This window comes from Acidocella sp., from assembly GCF_036489515.1.
GTDB lineage: Bacteria > Pseudomonadota > Alphaproteobacteria > Acetobacterales > Acetobacteraceae > Acidocella.
Map to the genome: position 1 here is coordinate 16,096 of NZ_DASXFO010000042.1, position 20,115 is coordinate 36,210.

Annotated in this window: 20 protein-coding genes and 1 tRNA gene; 11 read left to right on the plus strand and 10 right to left on the minus strand. The window is 64.8% G+C overall.

Going from position 1 to position 20,115, the window contains the following annotated elements; translation table 11 throughout:
• The first annotated feature begins 96 nt into the window (after positions 1–96).
• The 7 genes from phaC (at position 97) to VGG47_RS06280 (ending at position 7,178) form a co-directional block, all read left to right on the plus strand.
• Positions 97–1,890 carry a class I poly(R)-hydroxyalkanoic acid synthase gene (gene phaC, locus VGG47_RS06250; protein WP_331536538.1) on the plus strand — a complete coding sequence of 598 codons (1,794 nt, stop codon included), beginning with the start codon at positions 97–99 and terminating at the stop codon, positions 1,888–1,890.
• Positions 1,891–2,087: 197 nt separating this feature from the next.
• Positions 2,088–3,143, plus strand: coding sequence for a glycosyltransferase (locus tag VGG47_RS06255; RefSeq protein ID WP_331536540.1), 1,056 nt, complete (start codon positions 2,088–2,090; stop codon positions 3,141–3,143).
• Positions 3,143–4,414 (plus strand): O-antigen ligase family protein, encoded by a 1,272-nt coding sequence (locus tag VGG47_RS06260; RefSeq protein ID WP_331536542.1) that lies wholly within the window; start codon positions 3,143–3,145, stop codon positions 4,412–4,414. Before VGG47_RS06255 ends, VGG47_RS06260 begins: the two co-directional genes overlap by 1 nt.
• Positions 4,411–5,484 (plus strand): glycosyltransferase family 4 protein, encoded by a 1,074-nt coding sequence (locus tag VGG47_RS06265; RefSeq protein ID WP_331536544.1) that lies wholly within the window; start codon positions 4,411–4,413, stop codon positions 5,482–5,484. The genes VGG47_RS06260 and VGG47_RS06265 overlap by 4 nt, the downstream gene beginning before the upstream one ends.
• 77 nt (positions 5,485–5,561) lie before the next feature.
• On the plus strand, positions 5,562–6,524 hold the full coding sequence (locus tag VGG47_RS06270) for a CobW family GTP-binding protein (protein ID WP_331536546.1): 963 nt from the start codon (positions 5,562–5,564) through the stop codon (positions 6,522–6,524).
• 162 nt (positions 6,525–6,686) lie between these two features.
• The gene (locus VGG47_RS06275; protein WP_331536548.1) at positions 6,687–6,860 is read left to right on the plus strand and encodes a Flp family type IVb pilin; all 174 of its coding nucleotides are present in this window, start codon (positions 6,687–6,689) and stop codon (positions 6,858–6,860) included.
• 9 nt (positions 6,861–6,869) lie between these two features.
• The gene (locus tag VGG47_RS06280) at positions 6,870–7,178 is read left to right on the plus strand and encodes a hypothetical protein (RefSeq protein WP_331536550.1); all 309 of its coding nucleotides are present in this window, start codon (positions 6,870–6,872) and stop codon (positions 7,176–7,178) included.
• A 152-nt stretch (positions 7,179–7,330) separates the two neighbouring features.
• On the opposite strand, the gene VGG47_RS06285 is transcribed toward VGG47_RS06280, so the two are convergent.
• The 3 genes from VGG47_RS06285 to groES form a co-directional block, all read right to left on the minus strand.
• Positions 7,331–7,780, minus strand: a complete 450-nt coding sequence (locus VGG47_RS06285; RefSeq protein ID WP_331536552.1) for a GNAT family N-acetyltransferase — start codon at positions 7,778–7,780, stop codon at positions 7,331–7,333.
• Positions 7,781–7,905: 125 nt separating this feature from the next.
• Positions 7,906–9,555 carry a chaperonin GroEL gene (gene groL, locus VGG47_RS06290; RefSeq protein ID WP_331536554.1) on the minus strand — a complete coding sequence of 550 codons (1,650 nt, stop codon included), beginning with the start codon at positions 9,553–9,555 and terminating at the stop codon, positions 7,906–7,908.
• Between the two features lie 87 nt (positions 9,556–9,642).
• Positions 9,643–9,960, minus strand: a complete 318-nt coding sequence (gene groES / locus VGG47_RS06295) for a co-chaperone GroES (RefSeq protein ID WP_331536556.1) — start codon at positions 9,958–9,960, stop codon at positions 9,643–9,645.
• A 287-nt stretch (positions 9,961–10,247) separates the two neighbouring features.
• On the opposite strand from groES, the gene VGG47_RS06300 reads away from it, so the two are divergent.
• Positions 10,248–10,505, plus strand: a complete 258-nt coding sequence (locus VGG47_RS06300; protein ID WP_331536558.1) for an usg protein — start codon at positions 10,248–10,250, stop codon at positions 10,503–10,505.
• A 118-nt stretch (positions 10,506–10,623) separates the two neighbouring features.
• Here VGG47_RS06300 and VGG47_RS06305 read toward each other — a convergent pair whose 3' ends face one another.
• The 7 genes from VGG47_RS06305 to apaG all read right to left on the minus strand — a co-directional run bounded on the left by VGG47_RS06305 (position 10,624) and on the right by apaG (position 17,231).
• On the minus strand, positions 10,624–11,499 hold the full coding sequence (locus VGG47_RS06305) for a 3-hydroxybutyryl-CoA dehydrogenase (RefSeq protein WP_331536560.1): 876 nt from the start codon (positions 11,497–11,499) through the stop codon (positions 10,624–10,626).
• On the minus strand, positions 11,496–12,428 hold the full coding sequence (locus VGG47_RS06310) for an FAD-binding protein (protein ID WP_331536562.1): 933 nt from the start codon (positions 12,426–12,428) through the stop codon (positions 11,496–11,498). Before VGG47_RS06310 ends, VGG47_RS06305 begins: the two co-directional genes overlap by 4 nt.
• A gap of 2 nt (positions 12,429–12,430) precedes the next feature.
• On the minus strand, positions 12,431–13,180 hold the full coding sequence (locus VGG47_RS06315) for an electron transfer flavoprotein subunit beta/FixA family protein (RefSeq protein ID WP_331536564.1): 750 nt from the start codon (positions 13,178–13,180) through the stop codon (positions 12,431–12,433).
• A gap of 100 nt (positions 13,181–13,280) precedes the next feature.
• Complete coding sequence (locus tag VGG47_RS06320; protein ID WP_331536566.1) at positions 13,281–14,444, minus strand: pyridoxal phosphate-dependent aminotransferase; 1,164 nt, start codon at positions 14,442–14,444, stop codon at positions 13,281–13,283.
• Between the two features lie 4 nt (positions 14,445–14,448).
• Positions 14,449–15,708 carry a gamma-glutamyltransferase gene (locus VGG47_RS06325; protein WP_331536569.1) on the minus strand — a complete coding sequence of 420 codons (1,260 nt, stop codon included), beginning with the start codon at positions 15,706–15,708 and terminating at the stop codon, positions 14,449–14,451.
• Positions 15,709–15,950: 242 nt separating this feature from the next.
• Positions 15,951–16,580 (minus strand): GTP cyclohydrolase I FolE, encoded by a 630-nt coding sequence (folE, locus tag VGG47_RS06330; RefSeq protein ID WP_331536571.1) that lies wholly within the window; start codon positions 16,578–16,580, stop codon positions 15,951–15,953.
• Between the two features lie 240 nt (positions 16,581–16,820).
• Positions 16,821–17,231 (minus strand): Co2+/Mg2+ efflux protein ApaG, encoded by a 411-nt coding sequence (gene apaG / locus VGG47_RS06335; protein WP_331536574.1) that lies wholly within the window; start codon positions 17,229–17,231, stop codon positions 16,821–16,823.
• 207 nt (positions 17,232–17,438) lie between these two features.
• Here apaG and VGG47_RS06340 point away from each other — a divergent pair, with 207 nt between their 5' ends.
• From VGG47_RS06340 to VGG47_RS06350, 3 genes are all read left to right on the plus strand, one after another.
• Complete coding sequence (locus VGG47_RS06340; protein WP_331536576.1) at positions 17,439–19,133, plus strand: tetratricopeptide repeat protein; 1,695 nt, start codon at positions 17,439–17,441, stop codon at positions 19,131–19,133.
• Positions 19,133–19,978 (plus strand): 4-(cytidine 5'-diphospho)-2-C-methyl-D-erythritol kinase, encoded by an 846-nt coding sequence (locus VGG47_RS06345; protein WP_331536578.1) that lies wholly within the window; start codon positions 19,133–19,135, stop codon positions 19,976–19,978. The genes VGG47_RS06340 and VGG47_RS06345 overlap by 1 nt, the downstream gene beginning before the upstream one ends.
• An 11-nt stretch (positions 19,979–19,989) precedes the next feature.
• Positions 19,990–20,064: transfer RNA gene (locus VGG47_RS06350), tRNA-Gln, on the plus strand.
• Positions 20,065–20,115 lie beyond the last annotated feature (51 nt).

Sequence of the window (20,115 nt, forward strand, 5' to 3'; positions counted from 1 at the left end):
TACCCCGTAATCAAAAATGCACGGCGGGCCGCTCGTGGCGGGAACCCGTCCGGGGCCTGTTTGCCCGAGAACCGTCGCCACGGAAAGGATCGTCCTATGCCCGAGACCAAAGAACCAGAACAAACGGATATCAAACTCCCCGATCCGGAATTCATGGGCCGCTCGATGGCCGACATCGCCGCCCGCTCACAGCGTCTGGTCAATGACTGGCTGAAGCGCCAAGCCCAGGAAGGGGTCAGCCTCGACCCGCTGAATGTCGGCGGCGCCTTTCTGGAAATGACCGCCAAGCTGCTCGCCAACCCGACGGTGCTGATGCGCGCGCAGATGGGCCTGTGGAAGGACTATATGACGCTGTGGCAGAACACCACGCGGCGCATGCTGGGCGAGGTGGCGGAGCCGGTGATCCAGAGCGACCCCAAGGACAAGCGGTTCGTCGACCCGGCCTGGCAGCAGAACGAGGTCTTCGACTTCATCAAGCAATCCTACCTGCTCTCCGCCCGCTACATCAACGACGTGATCGGCAAGGTGGACGGCCTGCCGCCGAAAACCGCGCAAAAAATCGATTTTTACGCGCGCCAGTTCATCAACGCGCTGAGCCCGTCGAATTTCCTCCTCACCAACCCGGAAGTGCTGCGCCGCACCCGCGAATCGGGGGGCGAGAACCTGGTGCGCGGCCTCAACAACCTGCTCAACGATCTGGAGCAGGGGCGGGGCAATCTGCGCATCAAGATGACCGACACCGAGGCCTTCAAGGTCGGCGGCAACATCGCCGTCGCGGACGGCCAGGTGGTGTTCCAGAACGAACTGATGCAGCTGATCCAGTACACGCCGACCACTGCAAAGGTTCACGCCCGGCCGCTGGTGATCTTCCCGCCCTGGATCAACAAATTCTATATTCTCGACCTGCGGCCGAAGAATTCCCTGGTGCGCTACCTGGTTTCCCAGGGCCACACCGTGTTCATGGTCAGCTGGGTGAACCCCGACGCCAGCCTGGCGGGCAAGAATTTCGACGATTACATGGTCGAGGGCGTGTTCGCGGCGCTGGACGCGATCGAGAAGGCCACGGAGACGCGCGAGGTGAACGCGATCGGCTATTGCCTCGGCGGCACGCTGCTGGCGGCGACCCTCGCCTATATGAAGGCGCGTGGCGATGACCGCGTCAAATCCGCGACCTTCCTCGTCACCCTCACCGATTTCTCCGACGCCGGCGAACTCGGCGTGTTCATCGACGAGGAGCAGCTGAGCACGCTGGAAGAGCGCATGCAGCGCCGCGGCTATCTCGAGGGCAACGAGATGGCGACCACCTTCAACATGCTGCGCGCCAACGACCTAATCTGGTCCTTCGTGGTGAACAACTACCTGCTCGGCAAGGAGCCGTTCCCCTTCGACCTGCTGTACTGGAACTCCGACGCGACGCGCATGCCGCCGGCCATGCACTCCTTCTATCTGCGCAACATGTACCAGAAGAACCTGCTCTCCCAGCCGGGCGGCCTGTCGATGAAGGGCGTGCCGGTCGACCTGCGGAAGATCGACATCCCGGTCTATTTCCTCTCCTGCCGCGAGGATCACATCGCCCCCTGGACCAGCACCTATCGCGGCGCGCGGCTGTTCAGCGGCAAGGCGCGCTTCGTGCTCGCCGCCTCCGGCCATATCGCCGGCGTGGTCAATCCGCCGGAGGGCGGCAAGTACAACCACTTCATCAACGACGCGTTACCCGATACCGCCGACGCTTGGGTGGAGGGCGCGACCGAGGTGGCCGGCTCCTGGTGGCCGGACTGGCAGCATTGGGTGGCAGGTCTGGACCACAGCAAGGTTCCGGCACGGATCCCGGGCGAAGGGCTGCAGGCGATCGAGCCTGCGCCGGGCACCTACGTCACCGTCCGCGCTTAGAAAGAAAGTAGCCGCTTTTTAAAAAAAGCGGCGCAAAAATTTTTATTATGCTGGGCCGTGGGCGTTGTCGGCGACAAAGCCCACGGCCCAGCATAATAAAGTTTTTTTGCTACTTTTTGTTCACAAAAAGTAGTCTTTTTCTTTGCTTGTCTGCCAAAGTTGCCGCCCCCGCATTTCACGGTTAAGCACCCGCCTCGATGCGTATTCTTCAAATCATGGCGGCGCGGGGCAATGGCGGGGCCGAGTTGTACTCGACCGACATCATGTTGAGCCTGCATGAGGCCGGGGTGGACCAGTGCGTGGTGCTGCATCCGGCCGCCCTCCGCCGCGCCGAGTTCAGCCGCGCCGGGCTGCGCCTGGCGACGGCGCCGCTGGAGACCGGCTTCCGCCCCTGGCAGAAACGCCGTCTGCGCCAGCTGATCGAGCAGGAAAAGCCCGATCTGATCCATTGCTGGATGCGCCGCGCCGCCAGCCTGGTGCCGCAGGACGCGCACCACCAGGCCGCGGTGGTCGGCTGGTATGGCGACTACGAGGAATATAAGCATTTTTCGCATTGCTCGGCCTTCATCGGCGTCACGCAGGATCTGGTGCGCCATATGCGCGACTCCGGTGTCGCCGCCGATCGCGCCTTCTATGTGCCGACTTTCCCCTCGATCGAGCCCAGCGCCCCGCTCGACCGCGCGACCTTGGACACCCCGGCCGATGCGCGGGTCCTGCTGACCCTGTCGCGCCTCCACCCCACCAAGGGCCTGGACACGGTGCTGCAGGCGCTGCCCGCGCTGCCGGATTGCTATTTGTGGATCGCCGGCGAGGGCCCGCTCCGCCAGGAGCTGGAGCAGCTTGCCCGCAAGTTGAACGTGCTGGAGCGGGTGCGCTTCCTGGGCTGGCGGACCGATCGCGGCGCCTTGCTGGGGGCCGCGGATATCTGCCTGCTCCCGTCGCGTTATGAACCGTTCGGCACGGTGATCCTGGATGCCTGGTCGACCCGCACGGCGTTCATCGCCTGCGAGAGCGACGGCCCGCGCGCCTATATCCGCGACGGTGAAAACGGCATGCTCGTGCCCGCCGACGCGCCGTCGGCGCTGGCCGCTTCGATCCGACGTGTGCTGGACGAGCCGGCCCTGAAAGAGCGCATCGAAGCCGGCGGCCATGCCGAATTTCGCGCCGGTTTCACGCGCGAGACGGTGACAAAACGCATGATCGATTGCTACCAGACCATTCTCCAATCCTCGAGGGATGACAAGAAGCTTTGATGCGACCTGACAGCTTGAGGAGGATCGCACTCGCGGCTGCGCTCCTGGTGCCCCTTGGATTGCTGCATGCCTTTGTCCTGGCGGAAATCTGCATCGCCATCGTCGATGTGCTGTTTCTGGTCTGCATGGCGCAGCGGCGCGATATCGCCTGGGCGCGGCAGCCCTGGTTCGTGCTCGCTCTGGTCTGGCTGGCCTGGCTGCTGCTGTGCTCCACGCCGTTGCCCTTCGCCTCGTTCGGCTCGGCCGGCTGGGTCATGGGCTTTGTCCAGGCTTTGGTGATCCTGCGTTTCCTGCTGTTCACGGTGGCCCTGCAGACCTGGCTGCTGGTCACGCCCCGCGCGCAGAAGGCGGCGTGGCTCACCCTGGCGCTTTCCTGCTTCTGGATCGGCATCGAGAGCTGGCAGCAATATCTCACCGGCACCAACATTTTCGGCGATCACCGCTGGCTGGACGGCTCGCTGACCGGGCCGTTCTGGAAGCCGCGCGCCGGCGCGCCCTACATGCACCTGCTGTTCCCGGCGATGCTGCCGGTGGCGTTGGCCATGCTCGCGCGCGGCACCACGCTGTGGCGCGGCGCAGGTGCGGCGCTCGCGGTCATCGGCGTGGTGACATCGGTGCTGATCGGGCAGCGCATGGGGGTCGCGTTGACCGGCCTGGGCGTGGTGGTGACGGCTCTGTTCATCCGCCAGCTGCGCGGCATCGCCGTCTTCATCGTCGTCGCGGCCGCGATCGTGATTGTCGCGACACCGGTGATCTCACCGCCGACCTACGCCAAGCTCATCCACGAGACGAGCAAGAATCTCAGCCACTTCTCCCTGAGCCCCTATGGCGAGCTGTACACCCGTGCGACTGTCATGGGGCTTAACTCCCTGTGGCATGGCTGGGGCTATAACGGGTTTCGCGAGCTATGCGTGGCCCCGCAATTTTCCGCCGGCCTGCCGGCGCTGGGCATCGCCCCGACCAGCCTGGCCTTGGGCGCCTGCAACCTTCACCCGCATAATTATTACATCCAGGCCTTCGTGGATGCGGGCCTGCCCGGCCTGATCCTGTTTTCGTTGATGATGCTCTCCTGGATGGTGGCGTTGGGGCGGAACCTGTTCCGGGCGCCGGACCCGATGCGCGTGGGCATGTTCGTCAGCGTGCTGACCTTCACCTGGCCGCTCGGCTCCACGGATGAATTCCCGGCTTTGTACATACTGGGCTGGATGTTCTTCATCCTGGGCCTCGGCCTGGCGCTGCGTCCGACGGCGGGCAAGGCCCCTTCCGCATGACGGCGCCGGTCTTGATGGTGCTGCCGCCGCGCGAGAAATTTTCGCCGGATTATGCGGGGGCCATTTCCATCGTGGTGCATTGCCTGGCGCTGGCGACGCCTGATGCGGTCGTCCTGGGCCGTGCGGTGGGTGATGGCGGCTTTGCCGATGTGGCGTTTCGGGCCGTGGCGCCGTCGTCGGGATCGCAGCTGGGCTATATCTGGGCCATGATCCGCGCCGTGCGAAACCTGCGCCCGGCCAGTGTCGACGTGCATCAGCACCCGAATCTGGCGCTGACCCTGGCCCGCCTCTTTCCCAGGATCAAAATCACCCTGGTGCTGCACAACAACCCGCTGACCATGCATGGGTTGGTTTCCGTGCGGCAACGCAGCACAGCGCTGCGCCGCCTGCACCGCATCGTCACAGTCTCCGATGACCTGCGGATCCGCTATATGAGCGGCCTGGACTCCGCGTCCAAAAGCCCTGTCACGCTGAACAATCCGGTCGATTTCGACCGCATGCCGGCGCGCGGCGCAGCCCGGCGGCAGGAGTTTCTGTTTGTCGGACGCATCACCCCCGATAAGGGCGTCGACGTGTTCGTGCGGGCCTGCGCGAAAGTCCTGCCGCGCCTGCCGGGCTGGTCGGCCCGCATCATCGGCGGCGAACGCTACGGCTTGCACCAGCAGGAAGCCCAGTTCGCGACGGATATCAGGCGTGAAGCCGCACAGGCGGGGGTGGTGTATACCGGCTATGTTCCGCAGTCCGAGGTGTTGCAGGCCATGGCGCAGGCTGCCATCCTCGCGATGCCGAGCCGGATGATCGAAGGCTTTCCCTTGACGGCGATCGAAGGCATGGCTTGTGGCCTGGCTTTGGTCGCGACCCGTCAGGGGGGGCTTCCGGAGGCCGCGGAAGAGGCCGCTTTGTATGTCGCGGTCGGCGATGACGAGGCGCTCGCCGGGGCCATGTTCAAGCTGGCCGCCGATCCGCTTGCGCGCGAGCGGCTGACGCAACTAGGCTGGGAGCGGGTCCGGAAACTCGAGCGTTCCGTGGTCGCGGCGCGCTGGAACGAGATGCGCCGGGAACCTACATAAGGTTCGGACGCTCCTTGATCGACTTCTGATGAATGCGCCGTTGGCGATGTTTAAATTTCCGAATGGGTCTCAAAATCATGTCTGACACGCTCATCCCCGTCACCGTGCTCACCGGCTATCTCGGCGCCGGCAAGACCACGCTGCTCAACCGCCTGCTCACCGAGAATCACGGCAAGAAATACGCCGTGGTGATCAACGAATTCGGCGAGCTGGGCGTCGATAACGACCTCGTCGTCGATTCCGACGAGGAAGTGTTCGAGATGAACAATGGCTGCATCTGCTGCACCGTGCGCGGCGACCTGATCCGCATCGTCGGCGGGCTGATGAAGCGCGCGCAGAAATTCGACGGCATCATCGTCGAGACCACCGGCCTCGCCAACCCGGCCCCGGTGGCGCAGACCTTTTTCGTCGACGAGGACGTGAAGGCGAAAACCCGGCTGGACGCGATCATCACCGTGGCGGACGCCAAACACCTGCTGACGCGCCTGGAGGATTCCCCGGAAGCGGCGGACCAGATCGCCTTCGCCGACGTCATCGTCCTCAACAAGCTCGACCTGGTCACGCCCGAAGAGCTGAAGGCCGTCGAGGACCGCATCCGCCAGATCAACCGCTTCGCGGACATCCACAAGGCCACCCGGGGCGATGTCCCGGCCGACAAGCTGCTCGGCCTCAACGCCTTCGACCTGCAGCGCGTGCTCGCCTCCGTGCCGGATTTTCTCGAGGACGATTCGCACACCCATAACGAGCATCTGAGCAGCATCAGCCTCTCCACCGACCAACCGCTCGATGCCGAGAAATTCAACACCTGGATCGGCCATATCCTGCAGACCCAGGGGCAGGACCTGCTGCGCACGAAGGGCATTCTCTCCTACAAGAACGAGGACCGCCGCTTCGCCTTCCAGGCCGTGCACATGATCGCCGACGGCGATTTTCTGGCGCCCTGGAAAGCCGACGAGAAGCGCACCAGCCGCCTCGTCTTCATCGGCCGCGACCTGAACCGCCCGGCGCTGCGGCGCGGTTTTGAGAGCTGCGTGGCGTAAAACCGGCCGACACACGCCGGGAGACGCGGCGGCGGGCGGTGCCGCGCCACAGTGCTCTTCCGGCGTTTTTTCAAGAATTCGTGAAACTTTGGCGTCGATATTGACGGTTGACGAATAGTTAGTAAATTTCAGAACGCTACAACGTTAAGTAGGAACACTGTGATGGTCGGGAATATCGTTGGCGTCCTCCACGCGCTGAAGGCGGACCATAAAGCCGTTACGGCGATCGAATATGCCCTCATCGCCGCCTTGATCGCGGTTGTGATCATCGGCGCTGTGAGCGCCATTGGTGGCAATATTGGCGGCACGTTCAACAACGTCGCCAGCGAACTTTAAGCCTCGACGATGAAGCCACCCGAGCAATGGGATGAGCAGCGGGGCGAAAAGCGCCGCCCGATCACCGGCGTTGCTCGGTTGGCGCAGCGCACGCGTGTCATTCTCGGAGGCGAAGAGGGCAGGGTTCAACCCTGCAAAATCCTCGACGCCTCAAACAGCGGTTTCCGCATCGCCCTGAAGCCGATGCCGAAGCTTGAAATCGGCAACGAGATCATCCTCGAACATACCGACGGAACACGGCAGCTTGTTAGCGTCTGCTGGGTGGCCGCACATGAGATTGGCCTGAAAGTCGTCGTGCCGGATAAACCGGCACGGTAACGGATTATAGGAAAGCGGCCGCTTTTTAAAAAAAGCAGCGCAAAAATTTTTGTTTATGCTGGGCCATGGGCTTTGTCCCCGGCAACGCCCATGACCCAAATTAATAAAGTTTTTTTGCTTCTTTTTGTTCACAAAAAGAAGCCTTCCCTTTCTCAGTCAAGTCGCCGGCTCATATAGACGCGCCGCAGTCCCGCTTCCGTGCCGCGATGCGTCTCACGGAAGCCGAGCCTTGTGTACCAGCCGATGTTTTCCGTCATCAGTTCGTTCGTATAGAGCCTGAGGCACGGCAGACCGAGCCGTTTTGCCGTGTCTTCCGCGAACGCCATCAGCCGACGGCCGATTTTTTGCCCCTGTGCCGCCGGCGCGACCGCGATATTGTCGAGCAGCAGCGCGTCCGGCTCGGCAATCAGCACCACCAGCCCGGTCAACGTGCTGTCAATTTCGATAACGTGGACGAGCCCCTGCGCGATCGCCGCGGCATAATCGTCCGTCATCGGCCCCGGCGCGCGACCGAGGCGGGGGATGTAATGCGCGTATGCCGCGTTCACCAGCGCCTGCACCGCGCCGAGATCGTCAGCCAAAGCTGGGCGGATTTTTGCCATGTTGGCATCGTGCCGGAACGTTGGTCGCCGCACCAGCATAAGCGCCCGGGGTCCGGGTACCCCCCAACAAAAAACCCCGGGAGCGCTCCCGGGGTTCTTCGTTCGTCCAGACGTTTGAGCGTGGATTAGAAATCCATATCGCCCATGCCGCCCATGCCGCCCATGCCGCCCGGGCCGCCGGCCGGAGCCTTCTTCTCGGGGCGCTCGGTCACACCGGCTTCGGTGGTGATGATCAGCGAGGCCACGGAAGCGGCGTCCTGCAGCGCGGTGCGCACGACCTTGGTCGGGTCGATGATGCCGGCCTTGACCATGTCCTTGAACTCACCGGACTGGGCGTCGAAGCCGAAGGTGTACTCGTCCTTGTCGAGCACCTTGCCGGCGATCACCGCACCGTCTTCACCGGCGTTCTCGGCGATCTGGCGCAGCGGCACCTGGATCGCGCGACGGATGATGTCGATGCCGACGCGCTGGTCTTCGTTCTCCGCCTTGAGCTTGGAGAGGACGAGCGAGGCGCGGGCCAGGGCGATACCGCCGCCCGGCACGATGCCTTCCTCGACCGCGGCGCGGGTCGCATGCAGCGCGTCGTCGACGCGGTCCTTGCGCTCCTTGACCTCAACCTCGGAAGCGCCGCCGACGCGGATCACCGCAACGCCGCCCGCGAGCTTGGCCAAGCGCTCCTGGAGCTTCTCACGGTCGTAGTCGGAGGTGGTCTCCTCGATCTGCGCGCGGATCTGGTTGACGCGGCCGGTGATGTCGGCCTTCTTGCCAGCGCCTTCGATGATCGTGGTGTTCTCTTTCTCGATCAGCACTTTCTTCGCGCGGCCCAGCATCGCCAGGGTCACGGTCTCGAGCTTGATGCCCAGATCCTCGGAGATCACCTGGCCACCGGTGAGGATGGCGATGTCTTCCAGGATGGCCTTGCGGCGATCGCCGAAGCCCGGCGCCTTGACGGCGGCGATCTTCAGGCCGCCACGCAGCTTGTTCACGACCAGGGTGGCCAGGGCTTCGCCCTCGACGTCCTCGGCGATGATCAGCAACGGCTTGCCGGTCTGCACGATGGCTTCCAGCAGCGGCAGCATCGGCTGCAGGCCGGACAGCTTCTTCTCGAAGATCAGGATGTACGGGCTGTCGAGGTCCGCGATCATCTTCTCGGGGTTGGTGATGAAGTACGGCGACACATAGCCGCGGTCGAACTGCATGCCCTCGACGACGTCGAGCTCGGTCTGGATGCCCTTGGCTTCCTCAACCGTGATCACGCCCTCGTTGCCAACCTTCTGCATGGCCTTGGAGATCATCTCGCCGATCTCGGACTCGCCGTTGGCGGAGATGGTGCCAACCTGCGCGGTCTCGGCCGGGGTGGTGATCTTCTTGCTGCGCTTCTTCAGCTCTTCCACGACGACGGCCACGGCCTTGTCGATGCCGCGACGCAGATCCATCGGGTTCAGGCCGGCGGCAACCGCCTTCACGCCCTCGCGCACGATCGCCTGGCCCAGAACGGTGGCGGTGGTGGTGCCGTCGCCGGCCAGGTCGTTGGTCTTGGAGGCGACTTCGCGCATCAGCTGCGCGCCCAGGTTCTCGAACCTGTCAGCCAGCTCGATTTCCTTGGCGACGGTCACGCCGTCCTTGGTGATGCGCGGGGCGCCGAAGGACTTCTCGATGACCACGTTGCGGCCTTTCGGGCCGAGCGTGACTTTAACGGCATTGGCGAGGGTGTCGACGCCGCGCAGCATGCGGTCGCGTGCGTCAGACCCAAAACGTACGTCTTTGGCAGCCATGTGATGACTCCTGATGAAAGGGGAAAATGGTCCTGTGTGTCGCCGCTCGCCGCCTGAAAGTCAGCGCGGACAAGGCGGCGCAGGGTTTTAGGCGACTTTTTTCTTGGAGCCGGTTTCTTCGACGATGCCGAGAATGTCCGATTCCTTCATGATCAGCAGGTCTTCACCGTCGATCTTGACCTCGGTGCCCGACCATTTGCCGAACAGCACGCGGTCACCGGCCTTCACTTCGAGGGCGACAAGGGCACCGGCTTCGTTGCGCGCGCCAGGGCCGGCGGCGACAATTTCACCTTCCATCGGCTTTTCTTTGGCGGTGTCGGGGATGATGATGCCACCGGCGGTCTTCTCTTCGGCATTCAGCCGACGGACGACGACGCGGTCGTGCAGGGGGCGGAATTTTGCCATCTGGATCGCTCCTAAAACGTAGAGTCTTGAAAGACACTCGCAGCCTGTCCGGCCCGGCACGCGGCGCCGCGGCTGCTAGCACTCCCAGGGTGAGAGTGCCAAATATCTAAAGTCGCCCCGGACCTAAGTCAAGCCGGCAGCACTTTGCCACGGCGAGTGCCAGATTGCTGTAATCACCTGGTTTTTTATTGATTTTTCCCCCCGCCGGCATGTCATTTTCATGACGTTGGGAGGGCGAAGGCACGCCCCGTGCGGGCCCCTCGTGCCGATGCGGAAGGAATGTGCCGATGAGACTGGCTTTGCAGATGCACGACTACCGGCTGACCACCGCCGAGATCCTCTACCACATGCCGGACCATCCCGGCCTGCTGCAGTCCTATGTCTGGCAGGATCTCGACCTCGCGCCTGACTACCCGGCCTTGCGCAAATTCCTGGATTTCTGGACGCGCCGCCTCGACGGCAAGCTGCACTCCGTCCGCGTCGGCTCGGCGCCGCTGATCACCCCAGGCTCATGGCGCCATGGCCATGTGCTGACGTTGCATTAAGGAAGGCCTACTTTTTGTGAACAAAAAGTAGCAAAAAAACTTTGCTCACTTGGGCCATGGGCGTTGGCGCTGACAACGCCCATGGCCCAGCATAGCAAAAATTTTTGCGCCGCTTACTTCAACACGTCGGCCGCGGCGGGGTGACGGTGTAATCGTAAAAGCCGCGGCCGGATTTGCGGCCGAGCCAGCCGGCGTTCACGTATTTCACCAGCAGCGGGCAGGGGCGGTATTTGTCCTCGCCCAGCCCCTCATGCAGCACCCGCATCACTGCCAGCAGCGTGTCCAGCCCGACGAAATCGGCCAGCTCCAGCGGCCCCATCGGGTGGTTGGCGCCGAGTTTCAGGCCCGCATCGATCGCGGCGACCGTGCCGGTGCCTTCGTGCAGGATGAAAATCGCCTCGTTGATCATCGGGCAGAGGATGCGGTTGACGATGAAACCCGGAGCGTCCTCAGCCGCCGCCACCGTCTTGCCGAGTTTTTCCGCGACCGCGTGCACGGCGGCAAAGGTCGCGTCGCTGGTGGCGATGCCGCGGATGATCTCCATCAGCTTCATCATCGGCACCGGGTTGAAGAAATGCATGCCGATGAATTTGTCCGGCCGCCCTGAGAGCGTCGCCAGCCTGGTGATCGGGATGGATGACGTGTTGCTGGCCAGAATGGTGTCCGGTCCCAGCACCGGGGCAAGCGTCCGGTAGATCTCCGCCTTCAGCTCCTCCCGCTCAGGCGCCGCCTCGATGATGAGATCGGCGCCGCGCAGGAGGGCAAAATCGGAGCCGGTGACGAGGCTCTTGAGCGCCGCGTCCCTGGCCTCGGCGGTGATCGTGCCTTTCGTCACCTGCCGGTCCATGTTCTTGGTCATGGTGGCGACGGCTTTCGGCAACGCCGCCTCGAACGCGTCAATCAGCGTCACCTGGAAGCCGGAAAGAAGGGCGGCATGGGCGATCCCATTCCCCATCAGCCCGGCGCCGATGACGCCGATTTTCGCGATGCTCATAACGCCTTGTTCAACTCCGGTAGAATGGTGAAGAGATCTCCGACCAGGCCGTAATCGGCCACCTGGAAGATCGGCGCATCCTCATCCTTGTTGATGGCGACGATCACCTTGCTGTCCTTCATGCCGGCCAGATGCTGGATCGCGCCGGAAATGCCGACCGCGATGTAGAGTTCTGGCGCCACGACCTTGCCGGTCTGGCCGACCTGGTAGTCGTTCGGTACGAAGCCGGCATCCACCGCGGCGCGGGAGGCGCCCACGGCAGCCCCCAGCTTGTCGGCGATCGGCTCGATCAGGGTGGAAAAATTCTCGCCGTTCTGCATGCCGCGGCCGCCGGAAATGATCACCCGCGCCGCGGTCAGTTCCGGCCGCTCGCTCTGCGATAGTTCCGCGCCCACATATTTCGATTTCTGGTCCGCCACCCCGGGCATTGTCACGGCAACGATTTCCGCGGAACCGCCTTCGGCCGGCACCGGATCGAAGCTCGCGGCGCGGACGGTGATGACCTTCTTTGCATCGGAGGATTTCACCGTCGCCAGCGCGTTGCCGGCATAGATCGGCCGGACAAACGTATCGGCATCGATCACTTCCGAAATATCCGAAATCGGCTGTACGTCCAGAAGGGCTGCGATGCGCGGCATCACATTCTTGCCCGTGGCGGTCGCGGCGGCGACAATATGCGAATATTCCGCGCTCAGCGCGACCACCAAAGCCGCCAGCGGCTCCGCCAGCGCGTGCTCCAGTGCGGCATCATCGGCCACGAGAATCTTAGTCAGGCCCGGCAGTTTGGCGGCGGCGGCCGCTTGGGCGCCGACATTTTTGCCGGCGATCAGCCCATGCACCGCGCCCAGCTTGGCGGCGGCGGCGATGGCGGAGCGGGCCGGCTGCTTCACGCCCGTGGCGTCGAAGTCGAGAATCACGAGAGAGGTCATGGTCAGATCACCTTCGCTTCGTTACGCAGTTTATCGACCAGTGCTGCCACATCGGCAACCTTGACGCCCGCCTTGCGCGACGCCGGCTCGGCCACCTTGATCGTGGTCAGGCGCGGCGCCGGATCGACGCCGAGATCCGCCGGCTTGATCGTCTCGATCGGCTTCTTGCGGGCCTTCATGATGTTCGGCAGCGAGGCATAGCGCGGCTCGTTCAGGCGCAGATCGGCGGTGATCACCGCCGGCAGGGTCAGCGCCACGGTCTCCAGCCCGCCATCGACTTCGCGGGTCACGTTCGCCACGCCGCCGGCGATCTCCAGTTTGCTGGCGAAGGTGCCCTGTGGCCAGCCGAGCAGCGCCGCCAGCATCTGGCCGGTGGCGTTCATGTCGTCGTCGATCGCCTGCTTGCCCATCACCACCAGGTCGACGCCTTCCTTCACGACCAGCGCCTTGAGCATTTTCGCGACCGCCAGCGGCTCCAGTTGCGCATCGGTCTCGACCAGGATGCCGCGATCGGCGCCCATCGCGAGCGCGGTGCGGATCGTGTCCTGACATTGCGGAACGCCCATGGAGACGGCGATCACCTCGGTGGCGATCCCCTTTTCCTTGAGGCGCACCGCCTCCTCGACGGCGATTTCATCGAACGGGTTCATCGACATTTTCACGCCATTGGTCTCGACCGCCGTCTGGTCGGCCTTGACCCGGACCTTGACGTTAAAATCGACCACGCGTTTCACAGCGACCAGCAATTTCATGGTGTTATGTACCTGCGTTTGGTTTTATGGTTCGGTCGTCTGAACTGAATATGGCGTCTTCGCCGCCGGGGGAAGGGCGGCCATTGACGTATACTTACACCTAGTAACGCATACGGCATAGCCGCTCGATGGCTTCCTCGATCTCTTGCAGCCGGGCGCAGTAGCTGATCCGGAAAAAATCCCCGCCGCGCGCGGTGTCGAAATCATAGCCCGGAGTCGTGGCGATGCCCGCCTCGTCCAGCAGCCGGTCGCAGAGGGCAGCGCTGTCGGCGGCGCGCCCGGCGATGTCGGTATAAAAATAGAACGCGCCGTCCGGGGGCGAGAATTTCTTGAACCCCGCCGCACTCAGCCCCTCTGCCATGATTTCCCGGGCTTGCACGTAAGTGGTGCGGTTGGCCTCCAACTCGTCATGGCAGTCGAACGCCGCTTCTGCCGCCACCTGGGAGATGTGCGGCACGGAGATGAAGAAATTCTGCGCCAGCCGCTCCACGGGGCGCACCAGCTCCTCCGGCAGCACCATCCAGCCGATGCGCCAGCCGGTCATCGAGAAGTATTTCGAGAAGGAGTTGATGACGATCGCGCTGTCGCTGAACGTCGCGGCGGAGGCCACCGGCTTTCCGTAGGTGAGGCCGTGATAGATCTCGTCGGAGATCAGCCGGATGCCGTTCGCATGGCAATAGCGGGCGAGTGCGGCGATGGTCTCCGGCGGCAGCATCGAGCCGGTGGGATTCGCCGGGCTGGCGATCAGCAGCCCGTCCGGCTTCTCCGGCAGCGCCTCAAGCATGGCCACGGTCGGCTGGAACGCAGTCTCGATGCCGCACGGCATGATCAGCGGTTTCAAGCCCAAAGCCGTCGCGATGTTCACGTAAGGCGGATAATACGGGGCGGCGAGCGCCACAGTGTCGCCGGGGTCGAACGCCGCCAGATAAGCCAGGGAGAACGCGGCGGAGGCGCCGAACGTCACGGCGATCCGCTCGGGTGCGATGCTCGTGCCGTACCAGTCATGGATATGCGCGCTGAGTCGCTCGCGCAGCGTCCGGCGGCCGAGCGCCTCAGTATAGCCCATCACGTCGCCGGCCTGCAGCGCGTTGGCCACGGCGCGGCGCGCGCCCTCGGGCAGGGGGGTGCCGGGCTGCCCGACTTCCATGCGCAGAATGCGCGGCGCATCCGGGGGCAGGGCAAGCTGCCGCGCATTGGCCCGGCTGATGACATCCATCACCCGGAAGGACGGCACGCCACCACCGATGCCGATTTTCAAAGCCATGGGATCAGCGCCCACCGATGGCCAGGCCCAGGCCGCGCGGATCGGCGCTGGCGCTGCAGGAGGCTTCGCCGCCCGGCACGCCGCCGGGGCAGGAGATCACATCGGCACGGCCGGGTTCGGGCACCGGCGCGTTGCGGTGGCGTCCGTCGGTGACGGCGTCGATCAGAGCCAGGCGCGCCGCTGCGGCGGCCCCCGCCTGGCCGGTGCCGGTGGCGGCGGCGCGGAAGGTGAGAGAGTCGTCATAGGCGATGCCCGCCGCCAACTGCGGTGCCGGCGCGTCATGCGGCGAGGCGGCAAGCAGCACGCCGGTGCCCGGCGCGATACGCCCGGTGCCGAACAGGTTGTTCATGCTGGTCGCACAGGCGACCACGCCGCCATTTTTGTCCAAAGCCATGAAGGCGGCGGAGGCGGGGAGGGTTTTGCCGTCGGCATCGGCGGTCGGCAGCATCGCCAGGCTCAGGCCATGCGCCCGGGAGATGACCGGGGCGCCATATGTCGGCGTGGAATTGGCGAGATCGGCGGTCGTCAGCCCGGCGCCCGCCTGATCGGCGGCGGTGACGAATGCTTGAGCGTAGGCGCCGGCATAAAATCCTTGCAGCCCCTGGGTGCGCAGCATCTCGAACGTGCCGGCGAGGTCGGGCTGCGCGAGGTTGGCGCCGGCCGGCAGCACCGTGCCGTTCGTCCCGAACACGGCGGCCGCCGCGGGGTCGTCGAGCAGCGCCGGCCCCACGACTTGCAGATCCGCTGCCAAAGCCGGCGAGACCGGGGAACTGGTGGCCAGCTGTTCGGCCGGTTCGATCACGCTGGCGTAAGGCAGGTTGCCGTAGCGGGCCTGCAGCGCCAGCAGCCCGCGCGCCAGAGCCGGCACCGCGGCCGGGCGGCTGCCATTGCCGGATGGACTGCCGGCCGGAAACAGCAGAGTCACCGGGGCCGCCATATGGCCTTGCGCGTCCGGCATTTTCACGATGCAGGCGCCGCCGCCGCCGAGCCCGGCGCGGGAGGGCAGGGTGACGCTCAGGGCGAAGCCCTCCGCCGCCGCTGCATCCGCCGCATTGCCGCCTTCGTTCAGAATCTTGCGCCCCACCAAGGCCGCCTGCGGCTCGTCCGCGACCGCATAGCCGAACACGCTGGGGGCCACGTTCCCCTGGCCGAGGGAGGCGTTTTCGTTGTTTCCAAGACCAAGCGTCTGGTGGCCGATGCCGCAGCCGGAAAGGATTCCCAGGGCCGCGAGAGCGGCGGTGGGGCGTAAAATATGGCTATGCAAAATCAGTCGTCCTCGGATTGGAACATGCGAAACTGCGTGAGGGTGCTTAACCGTGAAATGCGGGGGCGGCAACTTTGGCAGGCAAGCGAAAGGGAAGGCTACTTTTTGTGAACAAAAAGTAGCAAAAAAACTTTGTTAATTTGGGCCATGGGCGTTGTCGCCGACATAGCCCATGCCCTCCGGGGCTATTCCAACGGTGCTACGCACCGCCGGAACCTTTAGCCCCTCCGCCCAGTGGAGGATCAGGCCTCCAGCGACTGGCAGCTGCGTGGTGAGATCATGGCCAGGAACTCCCGCCGCGTCGACGGATCGTCGCGGAAGGCGCCGAGCATGCGGCTGGTGACCATGCTGGCGCCCGGCTTGTGCACGCCGCGGGTGGACATGCACTGGTGTCCGGCCTCGATGACCACGGCCACGCCGCGCGGCTGCAGCACCTCGGCGATGGTGTTGGCGATCTGCGCCGTCAGCTTCTCCTGGATCTGGAAGCGGCGCGCATAGGCATCGACCACGCGGGCGAGTTTGCTGATGCCGACCACGCGGGTGCCCGGCAGATAGGCCACGTGCGCGCGGCCGATGATCGGCACCATGTGATGCTCGCAATGGCTTTCGATGCGGATGTCGCGCAGCACCACCATCTCGTCATAGCCTTCGGTCTCCTCGAAGGTGCGGGCGAGCAGCGCCTCCGGATCCTCGTCATAGCCCGCGAAAAACTCCTCGTAGGAGCGCACCACGCGGGCCGGGGTGTCCAGCAGCCCCTCGCGGTCGGGGTTTTCGCCGGCCCAGCGCAGCAGCGTGCGCACCGCTTCTTCGGCCTCGCGGCGGCTCGGTTTGGTGGCCTCCGGCAGTTTCGCGGCGGGCGTGTCAATGTTCAAGGCGGTCTCCGTAAGGGCTTGAAGTCCTGGTTGTGCTCTTTGTGAGCCGATGACTTGATGTGGGCAAGGTTGTGGGCCTGGATAGAAGAAGAAGAAAGAGGCCGCTTTTTAAAAAAAGCGGCGCAAAACTTTTGTTATGCTGGGCCTGGGGCTGCGTCGCCGACAACGCCCATGGCCCAGCATAACAAAGTTTTTTTGCTACTTTTTGTTCACAAAAAGTAGCCTTTCTTCCTTTTCGCTCTAATGGCGCAGCGTGTTCTGGTGCGGGCTGTCCAGGCTGAAGGTCGGGATTTCGATATCGAACTCGGTGCCGTCGGTCACCGCCACCATATGGTACTTGCCGGACATGAAGCCCGAAGACGTCGCCAGCGGCGTACCGGACGTGTACTCGAACACCTCCCCCGGCTCCAGCCGCGGCGTCTCGCCGACCACGCCCTCGCCGTGCACGTGCTGCACGCGGCCGTGCGCATTGGTGATGATCCAGCTGCGCGCCAGCAACTGCACGATCTGCGGGCTGTGATTGGCGATGCTCACATGATAGGCCCAGACATAGTGCCCATCTTCCGGCTCCGATTTATCGGCCAGATAGAAAACTTGGACGGTGACGGTGATGCCCTCCGTCGTGGCTTGAAAGCCTGGGGTCATGCTCATTGCCTTCCTGGCTTGCATTGGCGGCACGGGTGAGTCCGGTCCCGGCCGAGCGTCGGCTGAAACCTAATCCAGCCGGAAAAAGTGAACAAGGGCAGCGTCCCTGGCGTGTGCCGGTCAGGTTCCAGGCGGTGTTGCTGGGCGTTTGGAATGCCCCTGACGGCCTGGCCGATTTTGCCCGGCGCGGAGCGCGCTGCTACAGCTGGGGCAATGGATATATTCTCTGCCTTGAGCCGCCGTGGTGCGGTCGCCGTGTGTATCTTGTTGTCGGCTTGCGCGGCCGGACCAGGTGCGGCCGGCCAGGCCGCCGGCGACCCGTCCAGCGATCGCGCCTATGGCGCTTTCCTGGCGGCGCGTTATGCCGAGGCGCAGCACGACCCCATGCTCGCCAGCGAGTATTATGGCCAGGCGCTGAGCCTTGAACCGACCAACCCGCAACTGATCGGCGAGGGATTCCTCGCGGCACTGTTGGCCGGCAGCCCGCAGGCCGAGACGCTCGCCACCCAGGTGCCGGCCAACGCGCTGGCGGATATGCTGCGCGGCAACCAGGCAGCGCAGAGCGGCGATTACGCGACGGCCGGCCGGATCTACGCGCAGCTGCCGCAGGACGAGGTGATCGGCCTGATCAGGCCGCTGCTGCTGGCCTGGGCCACGTTCGGCGACGGCAACGTTCAGGCGGCGCTCGCCGGGTTGGCGCCGTATTACAATAACGGCGCGTTCAGCTCCGTCTACGCCCTGAATGGCGCGCTGATGGCCGATGCCGTGCATGACGATGCGGACGCGGCGCGGCTCTATAACCAGGCCGCCGGCGGGCCGACCAACCTGCGTCTCGCGGAGATCCTGGCCAGCTGGCATGCGCGGCAGCACCAGCCGGAGCTGGCGGCGCAGGATCTGGCGGCGTTGATCACCGCACATCCGGACCTGCGGATCGCTTTGCCGCAATTGCAGGCGCAACTCGGCAAGCCGGTGATCAACACGGCCACGCAGGGGCTCGCCGAGGCCTATCTGACCCTGGCCGGTTCGCTCAACGATCCCTCGCAAGCGTTCCTGCGCACCACGCTGCTGCGCTTCGCACTGATGCTGCGGCCGGACCTCACCCCGGCGCGGTTGTTGCTGGCGGCGGTGCAGCTCGGCAGCAACCCTGACGCCACGCCGACGCAGACGCAGTTGCAGAATGCGCTGGCGACGCTGCAGCCCGTGCCGTCGGATGATCAGCTCTACGGCCCCGTGGCGGCGCAGCAGGCGCGCCTGCTGGCGGCGTTGAACCAGCCGGCCGAGGCGGTGGCCCTGCTCGACAAGCTCATCGCAGCGGTGCCGGACGATCCCGGCCTGCTCGCCAATGCCGGTGATATCTGGCGCAACGCCAATCAGCCGGCCAAGGCGCTGCCTTATTACAATCGCGCTTTGACGATGATCGGCACCCCGGCGCCGGCGGCCGCCTGGGTGCTGTATTTTGATCGCGGCATCTGCAAGGACCAGCTCGGCGACTGGGCCGCCGCCGAGCCGGACATCCGCCAGGCGCTCGCCCTCTCGCCCAACCAGCCTTATGTGCTGAACTATCTCGGCTATAGCTGGGCCCTGCGCGGCGAGCATCTCGAGCAGGCACGCGAGATGCTGCAGCGGGCGGTGAGCCTCGACCCGGATGATGGCGCGGTGCTCGATTCGCTCGGGTTCATCGATCTGAGGCTGCACCGCACCGACGAGGCCGTCGCGGCGCTCACCAAGGCGGTGGAACTCGCTCCCGACGATGCCGAGGTGAACGCGCATCTGGGCGATGCGTTCTGGCAGGCGGGCCAGAAGTTGCAGGCCGATTACCAGTGGCAGCGCGCGCTGGCCCAGCAGCCCGACGCCAAGCTGCAGGCCGAAATCAAGGCCAAGCTGCAAAAACATTTCCCGGCCACCTGATGCGCACCCGCTTCGCGCCCGCCAAGGTCAACCTGTATCTGCACGTCACCGGCAAGCGCGATGACGGCTACCATCTGCTCGACAGCCTGGCGGTGTTTCCGGCCGTGGGCGACGTGGTGGGCGTGGCCCCGGCCGCGGCGCTTGGGTTAAGCATTTCCGGGCGTTTCGGCGCGGTGCTGCAGGCCGAGCCGGACAATCTGCTGCTGCGCGCCGCGCGCCGGCTGCGGCCGGACGCAAGCGTGGCCCTGACGCTGGAGAAGAACCTGCCGGTGGCCTCGGGCATCGGTGGCGGCTCCGCGGATGCCGCGGCGGCGCTGCGTCTGCTGGCGCGGCACTGGGAAATTTCCGCGCCGCTGCATGAGGCGGCCCTGGCTTTGGGCGCCGACGTGCCGGTCTGCCTGGAGTCAGCGCCGGCCCGGATGGGGGGCATAGGCGAGATCCTGAGTCCCGCGCCGCGCCTGCCGCGCTTTGGCATGGTGCTGGTCAATCCCGGCGTGGCGGTGGCGACACCGGCCGTTTTCAAGGCCAGGCAGGGGCCGTTCTCGGCCACGGCGGCGCTGCCGGAGGCGTGGCACGACGCGCGCGACATGGCGGCGGCGCTCGGCCGCCTCACCAACGACCTGCAAGCCCCGGCGGTGGCGCTGCAGCCGGCGATTGGCGAGGTGCTGCGCGCGCTCGAAAGCCTGTCCGGTGTGCTGCTGGCGCGCATGAGCGGCTCCGGCGCGACCTGCTTCGCGATTTTCGCAACGCCCGAGCAAGCCGCGACGGCCGCCGAAAAAATTCGTCATCCGGGATGGTGGAGCTGGGGCGGGGGTCTTTACGAGCCCCCCCCGACCGACCTATGAGCGGGGCGCGTTGGGACGTCGCCAAGCGGTAAGGCAGCGGATTTTGATTCCGCCATACGGAGGTTCGAATCCTCCCGTCCCAGCCAGAAGTAAGTGGCCGCTTTTTAAAAAAAGCGGCGCAAAAATTTTTATTTATG

Coding starts and splice junctions, on each gene's coding strand:
- phaC (WP_331536538.1), top strand. CDS start 97: ATGCCCGAGACCAAAGAACCAGAACAAACGGATATCAAACTCCCCGAT.
- VGG47_RS06255 (WP_331536540.1), top strand. CDS start 2,088: ATGCGTATTCTTCAAATCATGGCGGCGCGGGGCAATGGCGGGGCCGAG.
- VGG47_RS06260 (WP_331536542.1), top strand. CDS start 3,143: ATGCGACCTGACAGCTTGAGGAGGATCGCACTCGCGGCTGCGCTCCTG.
- VGG47_RS06265 (WP_331536544.1), top strand. CDS start 4,411: ATGACGGCGCCGGTCTTGATGGTGCTGCCGCCGCGCGAGAAATTTTCG.
- VGG47_RS06270 (WP_331536546.1), top strand. CDS start 5,562: ATGTCTGACACGCTCATCCCCGTCACCGTGCTCACCGGCTATCTCGGC.
- VGG47_RS06275 (WP_331536548.1), top strand. CDS start 6,687: ATGGTCGGGAATATCGTTGGCGTCCTCCACGCGCTGAAGGCGGACCAT.
- VGG47_RS06280 (WP_331536550.1), top strand. CDS start 6,870: ATGAAGCCACCCGAGCAATGGGATGAGCAGCGGGGCGAAAAGCGCCGC.
- VGG47_RS06285 (WP_331536552.1), bottom strand. CDS start 7,780: ATGGCAAAAATCCGCCCAGCTTTGGCTGACGATCTCGGCGCGGTGCAG.
- groL (WP_331536554.1), bottom strand. CDS start 9,555: ATGGCTGCCAAAGACGTACGTTTTGGGTCTGACGCACGCGACCGCATG.
- groES (WP_331536556.1), bottom strand. CDS start 9,960: ATGGCAAAATTCCGCCCCCTGCACGACCGCGTCGTCGTCCGTCGGCTG.
- VGG47_RS06300 (WP_331536558.1), top strand. CDS start 10,248: ATGAGACTGGCTTTGCAGATGCACGACTACCGGCTGACCACCGCCGAG.
- VGG47_RS06305 (WP_331536560.1), bottom strand. CDS start 11,499: ATGAGCATCGCGAAAATCGGCGTCATCGGCGCCGGGCTGATGGGGAAT.
- VGG47_RS06310 (WP_331536562.1), bottom strand. CDS start 12,428: ATGACCTCTCTCGTGATTCTCGACTTCGACGCCACGGGCGTGAAGCAG.
- VGG47_RS06315 (WP_331536564.1), bottom strand. CDS start 13,180: ATGAAATTGCTGGTCGCTGTGAAACGCGTGGTCGATTTTAACGTCAAG.
- VGG47_RS06320 (WP_331536566.1), bottom strand. CDS start 14,444: ATGGCTTTGAAAATCGGCATCGGTGGTGGCGTGCCGTCCTTCCGGGTG.
- apaG (WP_331536574.1), bottom strand. CDS start 17,231: ATGAGCATGACCCCAGGCTTTCAAGCCACGACGGAGGGCATCACCGTC.
- VGG47_RS06340 (WP_331536576.1), top strand. CDS start 17,439: ATGGATATATTCTCTGCCTTGAGCCGCCGTGGTGCGGTCGCCGTGTGT.
- VGG47_RS06345 (WP_331536578.1), top strand. CDS start 19,133: ATGCGCACCCGCTTCGCGCCCGCCAAGGTCAACCTGTATCTGCACGTC.